General features: G+C 72.7%; 5 protein-coding genes. 2 read left to right on the top strand and 3 right to left on the bottom strand.

Annotated elements, in window-relative coordinates:
* Positions 1 to 193: 193 nt before the first annotated feature.
* From ACIQUQ_RS28615 to ACIQUQ_RS28605, 3 genes are all read right to left on the bottom strand, one after another.
* Positions 194 to 1,945 carry an FG-GAP repeat domain-containing protein gene (locus ACIQUQ_RS28615; RefSeq protein WP_403981453.1) on the bottom strand — a complete coding sequence of 584 codons (1,752 nt, stop codon included), beginning with the start codon at positions 1,943 to 1,945 and terminating at the stop codon, positions 194 to 196.
* Between the two features lie 228 nt (positions 1,946 to 2,173).
* A complete protein-coding gene (locus ACIQUQ_RS28610; protein ID WP_403981450.1) occupies positions 2,174 to 3,814 on the bottom strand; it encodes an alpha/beta fold hydrolase in 1,641 nt (546 codons plus the stop codon).
* A gap of 14 nt (positions 3,815 to 3,828) precedes the next feature.
* Positions 3,829 to 5,355 carry an alpha/beta hydrolase gene (locus tag ACIQUQ_RS28605; protein WP_403981448.1) on the bottom strand — a complete coding sequence of 509 codons (1,527 nt, stop codon included), beginning with the start codon at positions 5,353 to 5,355 and terminating at the stop codon, positions 3,829 to 3,831.
* A 591-nt stretch (positions 5,356 to 5,946) separates the two neighbouring features.
* Between ACIQUQ_RS28605 and ACIQUQ_RS28600 the strand changes: the two genes are divergently transcribed.
* Together ACIQUQ_RS28600 and ACIQUQ_RS28595 are read left to right on the top strand one after the other, a co-directional pair.
* Positions 5,947 to 6,195, top strand: a complete 249-nt coding sequence (locus ACIQUQ_RS28600) for a hypothetical protein (RefSeq protein ID WP_403981446.1) — start codon at positions 5,947 to 5,949, stop codon at positions 6,193 to 6,195.
* Positions 6,196 to 6,257: 62 nt separating this feature from the next.
* Positions 6,258 to 7,091: a DUF4436 family protein gene (locus tag ACIQUQ_RS28595; protein ID WP_403981471.1), complete on the top strand. Its 834-nt coding sequence runs from the start codon at positions 6,258 to 6,260 to the stop codon at positions 7,089 to 7,091.
* The last annotated feature ends 60 nt before the right edge of the window (positions 7,092 to 7,151 follow it).

Here is a 7,151-nt window from a genome sequence, read left to right as displayed (position 1 = left end):
CGACCTGTTCTCGGTACTGATGGGCGAGGACGTCGAAGCACGACGCTCCTTCATCCAGCGCAACGCCAAGGACGTCCGCTTCCTCGACATCTGAGCCGGCCCGACGAACGCGGGCCCGTCCGACGGCCGTTGCCGTGGACGGGCCCGCGTCCTCGCTGCCCTGCGCCTGAGCCCGCCGTCAGCCCGTCGGGGCTCAGAGCATGGTCTTGTAGATGTGCCAGCCGTTGCCGAACAGCACCTTGGAACCGAAGGTGGCGGTGCCGCTCTTGCCCGTCGAGCTGTAGCGGTACATCTCGCCGGTCGAGCGGCGGGCGAGCAGGTCGCCCTTGCTGTCGCCGTCGATGTCACCCGGCGCGATCAGCTTGTCGTACGTGCTCCAGCCGGTGCCGATCTGCTCCCGCGCGGCGAACGGGGCGCTCGACGTCCCCGTCCCCTTGTAGAGGAACAGCAGCCCGGAGCCGTCCCGGGCCAGCAGGTCGGGCCGTCCGTCGCCGGAGTAATCGCCGGCGCCGACCAGCGTGTTGTACGTGTTCCAGCCCGAGCCGACCCTGATGCGCGTGCCGAGCTTCGTGTGGACCGCCCCGTCGCCGGGGTGCAGCCACCGCACGCCCGCGGAGTCCCGGCTGACCAGGTCGCCCTTGCCGTCACCGGTGAGGTCGCCCGGGCCCGCCATCATGGTGTAGTTCCACGACGAACTGGCCTTCGAGCCGCGGATGTACAGGTCGCTGCCGATGTTCTGCACATAACTGGCGAGGTTGTGGCTGTTGAGGCCCGTGGCGTACGTGTTCCGCGACCCGGGCGCCTCCGTGCCCACTCCCGTCGGCGGGGTGATGTACGTGCCGTTGGCCAGGGCCTGGTACTTGACCAGGGTGTTGTCGGACTGGGTCATCAGGTTCTGGCTCTTGCCGTAGAGCTGGGTGGTGCCCGCGCCGACGATGAACCGGTTGTTCTGGTAGCCGCTGCCGAAGTACTCCTTCGGCGCGAACTTGCCGCCGCCGATCGACCGGTACCAGTACTGCACGCCGTCGCGGGTGCGGGCGAGCAGGTCGCTCTTGCCGTCGCCGTCGCGGTCGTCCGAGCCGGTGATCACGTTGTACGTGTTCCAGCCGGTGCCGACCTTCACACCGGGTTTGAGCGGGGCGGTGGCGCTGCCGGCCCCCTTGTGGAACCAGAGCTCCCCGCTGAGGGTGCGGGTGATGACGTCGCCGATGCCGTCTCCGTCGACGTCGCTGGCGCCGACCAACTGGTCGTAGATCCCCCAGCCGGAGCCGACCTTGACCCGGGTGTTGAAGGGCTTGCTGACGCTTCCGGTGCCGGTGTAGAGCCACAGGTCGCCGGCGTGGTCTCGGGCCAGCATGTCCGGGCGGCGGTCCCCGGTCACGTCGCCCGTGGCCATGATGCGGTTGAAGATCTGGAAGCCGGTCCCTGTCCACAGGGGCGCCGAGGTGCCCGTCCGGCCGGCCTCGTAGAGGGTCAGCTTGCCGTCGAAGGACAGCGACAGCAGCTCGGGCTTGGCCGTGCCACCCACGTCGCCCACCGGCAGCAGGTCCTTGTACGAGGAGTCCGGGTCCGTCTTGTGGATCGAGTAGTCGCTCCACTGCGAGGTCGACGACAGGTAGACGGCCGTGTAGTGGTCGTACTGCGTGACCATCATGTCGCTGATGCCGTCGCCGTCGACGTCGTGCCGCGGCTTGGCCGCGGCGGCCGCCCGCGCGCCCGTCGCGACCCGGTCGGGCTCGACGACGCCCGGGTGCCGGCCGTCGCCGCGTGACGCGGTTGCGGAGGACGGCTCCGCTGCCGGGCCGGCCGCGGGCCGGGTGGCGGAGCCGGTTGCGCGGGGCTGGGTGGCGGCGCTGCTCGGGGCGGCGGCCAGGGCGCCGGCGGTCAGCGCGAGTACGCCGCCTGCGGCCAGTACGCGGAGCCGTGCGTGGTGCGGTGCAGTCAAGATCCCCCCTGGTGATCGAGCCCGGGGCCCGCCCGGGACACGTCGTGCTGAGTCCCTGGAGACACGAACGTATGTGCGAACGGTTCCCCGGGCGTCCGCGCAGCCCGTGCCGCCGCTCTGGCAACACGGCGAGCGTTCACATGCTCAACCACCGCCGGAGCCCGCACCCTCGCCAAGAAGGATGCGGGCTCCGGCGGTTCCGGCACCCGTGTGAGCGGGGTGCGCCCCTTACGGAGCGATCTCGAACTGCGGCGGCTGGAGGCCCGCGAGGCACCCGGTGTCCGGGGCGTCCGGACGCTCGAAGAACGACGTGGTGATCGTCTGCGCGCACTTCGAGTCCGCGAACACCACGTGGGCGACGTACGGCACAGTGACGACCGTCGAGCGCGGCAGCGTACGGGCGACGTACGCGCCGTTGCTCGGCGCCGTCTGCGCGTCGAACCCGCCGGACAGGGCCAGCGTCGGGATGTCGCTCCGCGTCACGTCCCGCACCGAGGGGGGTGCCGGGGGCACGTCCCAGGCACGGCAGTCGTCGTGCAGCCAGGCGAGCTGCGGGGCGTTGGGCAGCATCGACTCCGGGAACGTCGGGAACGCGCGGCGCCCGCCCCGGATGATGTCGGCCCGGCTCTCGTACGGCGTCCACTGGCTGCAGAAGACGCCGTAGACCAGCCCGTGGGAGACGCGGCCGATGGCCGCCGGGCTGTACTTGCCGCCCGCGAGCTGCTCCGCGATCCGCTGCCCGTTGCCGTGGGCCAGCTCGTCGATGGAGCGCGGCACCCCCTCCGCCAGGTGGCTGGCGAAGGTCAGCCAGGTGACGAGCTGGCTCCCGTCCAGCACGACGTCCACCGGCTCGGGGCGGACCGGGACCGTGACGGTGACGGTGAGCGGGTTCGCCTCCAGCTCGCTGACGAGGCGGAGGAACGTGGCCTTCAGGTTCGGGTAGCGGGTGTTGCAGGCGGGCTGCTCCGCGCAGGCCTTGAAAATGCCGTCGAAGCCCTCGCGTGCGGCCTTCCAGGTGTTGGCCCCGCCGGCGATGGACGGCGGCAGGATGCCGTCGATGCCGACCGAGCGGATGCCCTTCGGGTGCAGGCGCATGTAGTTGAGCGCCAGGTGGGTGCCGTAGGAGATGCCGAAGACGTTCCACTTCTTCACACCCAGCGTCCTGCGCAGGGCGTCGTAGTCGGCCGAGCTCTCGATGTCGTTGTACGCGCTGCGGTCCGCCTTGGCGTCCACGCGGTCGCGGCACTCCCGGGTCGCCTCGACGTGGAGGCGCCGGGTGGACTGGGCGTTGGAGACGAGGCTCAGGGCGCGGGCGTTGAACAGGTCGATGTTCGGGCAGGTGAGCTCCGGCTCGGCCGAGTAGGTGCTCCGCTGGGACATGAAGATCACGTCGCGGTCGCGGTTCAGGTTGCCGGCCAGCGCCATCGGGATCTCGGAGACCGCGTCGTCGCCGGGGCCGCCGGCGAGCCACACGATCGGGTCGGGCGCCGGGGTGCTGCTCTCCGCGGGCATGATCGCGACGGCGAGCTTGATCGTGCGTCCGCCGTGACCTCCGGCGCCCCTCGGCCCCTCGGGCCGGTCGGGCTTCTTGGGTCCCTTGGACCCGGACCGCTTCTCGGGCACGGTCAGCGTGCCGCAGCGGGCGCGCGCGAGGTCGGGGATCGGATCCGCCGTCCGGGGGCAGGGGCCCGGCTCGTAGTGGGCGTCGCCCACGGTACGGGCGACCGTGCCGGTCGGCCCTTCGGTGCCGGATGCGGCGTGGGCGGGCAGCGCGGCGAGGCCGACGACGAGGGCGCCGGCCGTGGCTCCGGCCAGCGTCGCCGGGAACCGTCGCGCGGGGCGCCGGCCGGGGGTGGTGTTCGGGGGCATCGTGCGTACTCCGGTCAGGGGATGATGGTGAACGGCTTGGGTACGACTCCCGGCACGCAGCCGGTGTCGGGCGCGGTCGGCCGCGCCAGGAAGGACAGCAGGACCGATGCGGCGCAGGGGTTCTGCGGGACCACCCAGTGGGTGATGCCGGGGATCACCACGGCGGTCGAGCGGGGGAGCGTTCGGCCGGCGTACGGCCCCCAGCTCGCCCCGGTCTTCGCGTCGAAGGTTCCGGTGATGATCAGCGCGGGCACCTTGCTGTGGGTGGCCACCCGCTGCACGGCGGTGCGGTCCGGGACGTTCCAGGCGCGGCACAGGTCGTGCTCGAAGGGCAGCTGCGGTGCGTGGGCCAGCACCGAGTCCGGAAACCCGGGGAAGGCCTTGCGGCCCGCCTTCAGCACGTCGCGCTTGGAGTACCCCGGCGCCCACTCCGCGCAGGCCACCGAGTGCGTCAGTCCGTGGGCGAACTCCCCGATGGCAGGGGTGGCACCGGCCGCCTGGGCCCGCGCCAAGCGCTCCGGGTTGCCGGCGGCGAGCTCGTACAGCGCCGCGGGCACGTCGACGGACGGGACCAGCCGCCCGTTGGTCACCAGCAGGTTGACCAGCGTGCCCCCGTCGAGGACGACCTTCACCGGGGTCCCGCCACCGGGCGGCGGCACGGTCAGCGTCAGGGGGTTCGCCTCCAGGCGCCGTACCTGCTCCGTGAGCGTGCGGGAGAGGTCCGGGTAACGGGCCTTGCAGGCGGGCTGGGCCCCACACGCCGCGAAGATCGAGTTGATCCCCTCCTGGGCACTGTCCCAGGCCCACGGCAGGCTCACGATCTGCGGCGGCACGACGGAGTCGATCGCCAGCGACCGGATGCCCTGGGGGTGCCGGCGCAGGTAGGTCAGGCCCAGGTCGGTGCCGTACGAGTAGCCGTAGACGTTCCACTTCCTGATGCCCAGGGCCTTGCGGAGGGCGGCGAAGTCCGCTGCGTTCTCGAAGGTGTTGTAGGCCGAGAGGTCGTTGCCCTCGGCCACGAGGCGGTCCCGGCACTCCTTCGCCGCGCGCACCAGCCCGCGTCCGGTGGACGGAGCGTCGTAGGGCAGGCCCACGGCGGTCGCGTTGAACCGGTCCATCTCCGGGCAGGCGAGGTTCGGCTGGGAGTGCAGCGCGCCGCGCTGGGCCACGACGATCAGGTCGCGGTCGCGGTTCACCCCGGAGTCGATCAGGAAGGGGATGGCCCCGAAGGCGTCGCCGCCGGGACCCCCTTCCATGAACACCACGGGGTCCGGCGCCGGTGTCTGCGCCGCCGCCGGGATGATGGCGACGGCCAGCCGGATCGTCCGTCCCGTGCGGTGCTCGCGGTTCTCGGGGACCTCCAGGAACCCGCACTTCCCGGGCACCGGTTCCGGCGTCCGCGGACAGGGCGCGGGCACGAAGCGCGCGGGGTGCCCCGCCGGCGGTCCCCCGGCGGGCGACGACTGCGCGCTGCTCGGCGCGGTCCCGACCGCGCCGAGGACGGCCAGACCCGCGGCGACGAGTGCCGCCTTCGTACGCACTCCCCGGCCGCGTCGTGGGGGGACGCGCCGGGCCCGGCTCCGCACGGGCGTCCCGGTCCCGGAACGGGCGGGCCGGGGCCCGGGACCGATGTCGTGTTCCGCCATGTGAACTCGTCTCTCTGGCGTCTCCGACCGTTCCGGACGGGGACGGTGGGCATGGGTGCGCCTGCCGCAACGGCGGGGCAGGAGCGCGTACGCCAGCCTGCGTTCGGGCAAGGGCCCCCACCACTCGTCGCCTCCACTTGGAGCAGCACCGTTCCGCACCCGGGTCCACCCCCGGCGGGCCCCGTCACCCGGTCGGCCGGGGCCGGGTCCGTGCCCGCTCGTGCGGGCGCCGGGCCGCACGGTCACCACGCCCTCCGTCCGAGGCACGACCGGGTGCGCGTTCCGGGACCACTGGGTAGCGTGGAGCACGAGTTCGGCTCTCCTTCTGGCAACTCGGCCCGCTGCCGGCGGGTGCTTCAGCACGGCACACCGGTCGCGGCGCACCCTCGGCGATGTCTCCGCCCTCGGCCCGGCGGGTGGCCGGCGCCACGCGCCCTCCACCCGCCGGGCCGGCCGCGCTCCGGGCAGCGAAGGAAGGTGGTGTCCATGGTCCGCGCGGCGTCGTTGCGCACCGCCGGAGGCGCCGTCGCGACCGCCGTGGCCGTCGCGACCGCCGTGGCCGTCCTGGCCGCCGCGGACGCGGTCCTGCTGCTCGCGGGCCGCGGGCAACTCGCGCCGAGCGAACCCCTGTCCGCACACCTCGAGAACCCGCCGGCCTGGGCACGGGACGGCACAGCGTTCCCGGAACTCGTCCGCCGGGCCGACAACCACCGCACGGGCATCGGGGCCGAATGATGCGTCAGGGCCCTCCGGCACCCGCCGATCCCCCTCGCCCACGACGCTCCGGGCGGTCCCTCCTGCCCGTGCTCGTGCCCATCGTCCTCCTGATCCTGGTGGCGGTGGGCGTCGGTTCGTGGCTGCAGTTCAGCGAGCGGCAGGCCGCCGACACGGTGCACACCGTTGGATCGCCGGCCGCCGACCGGGTGGACGTGGAGGCCGTCGTCCAGAGCGTCGACGCCGCGGGCAGGGAGCTCGTCCTCCGCGTCTGGGTGACCCCGCGCGGCACCCTCGGCGAGGACGGCGGCGCGGCCCCGGTGGCCGACCTCACCCTCCAGACCTCGGGGGCGACCCTCAGCGACCTGGAGTTCAAGGCACACGAGCGGCTCGCGACCAGGGACGTGCAGGTCGCGATCACCGACGGATCGATCAGCGACTACCCCTTCGACACCTACGAGACCGACATCGCGTTCCGCGCGGAGCTGGGCGGCGAGCAGGTCCCGGTACGGATGTACTTCTCCAACAACGACACGCTCTTCTCCGCCTCGGTGGACCCCGCTCCCTCCGAGCAGGAGGCCGTGATCGCGCTGGGTCTGGCGCGTTCGGGCAGTCTCCTCGTCTTCGCCGTCTTCATGATGGCGGTGATGTGGGCGCTGGCGGCGTCCGTGCTCATCGGCGCCTGGTACCTGACGGGCCACGGCAAGGGCCTGGTCTGGCCCGGCCTCGCCTGGATGGCGGCCACCCTCTTCGCCCTCGCCGCCTTCCGCAACACCGCCCCCGGCACACCCCCGATCGGCTGCGTGCTGGACTGGTTCGCCTTCCTGTGGGCCGAGACCGTCATCGCCCTGTGCCTGGTCACGGTGGTCGTCACCGGCGTGCGCTCCGCCCTCCGCGAGGACGCGCCGCCCGCGTAGTGGCTCCGTTCGAAAAGTCGTCGGGATTCCCGTACAACCCTTGCGGGTGGGCGGGTGTCT

The organism is Streptomyces sp. NPDC101118, from assembly GCF_044759445.1.
Lineage (GTDB): Bacteria > Actinomycetota > Actinomycetes > Streptomycetales > Streptomycetaceae > Streptomyces.
The sequence above is the reverse complement of the archived record's forward strand: the minus strand, read 5'-3'. Positions and strand labels throughout refer to the sequence as shown.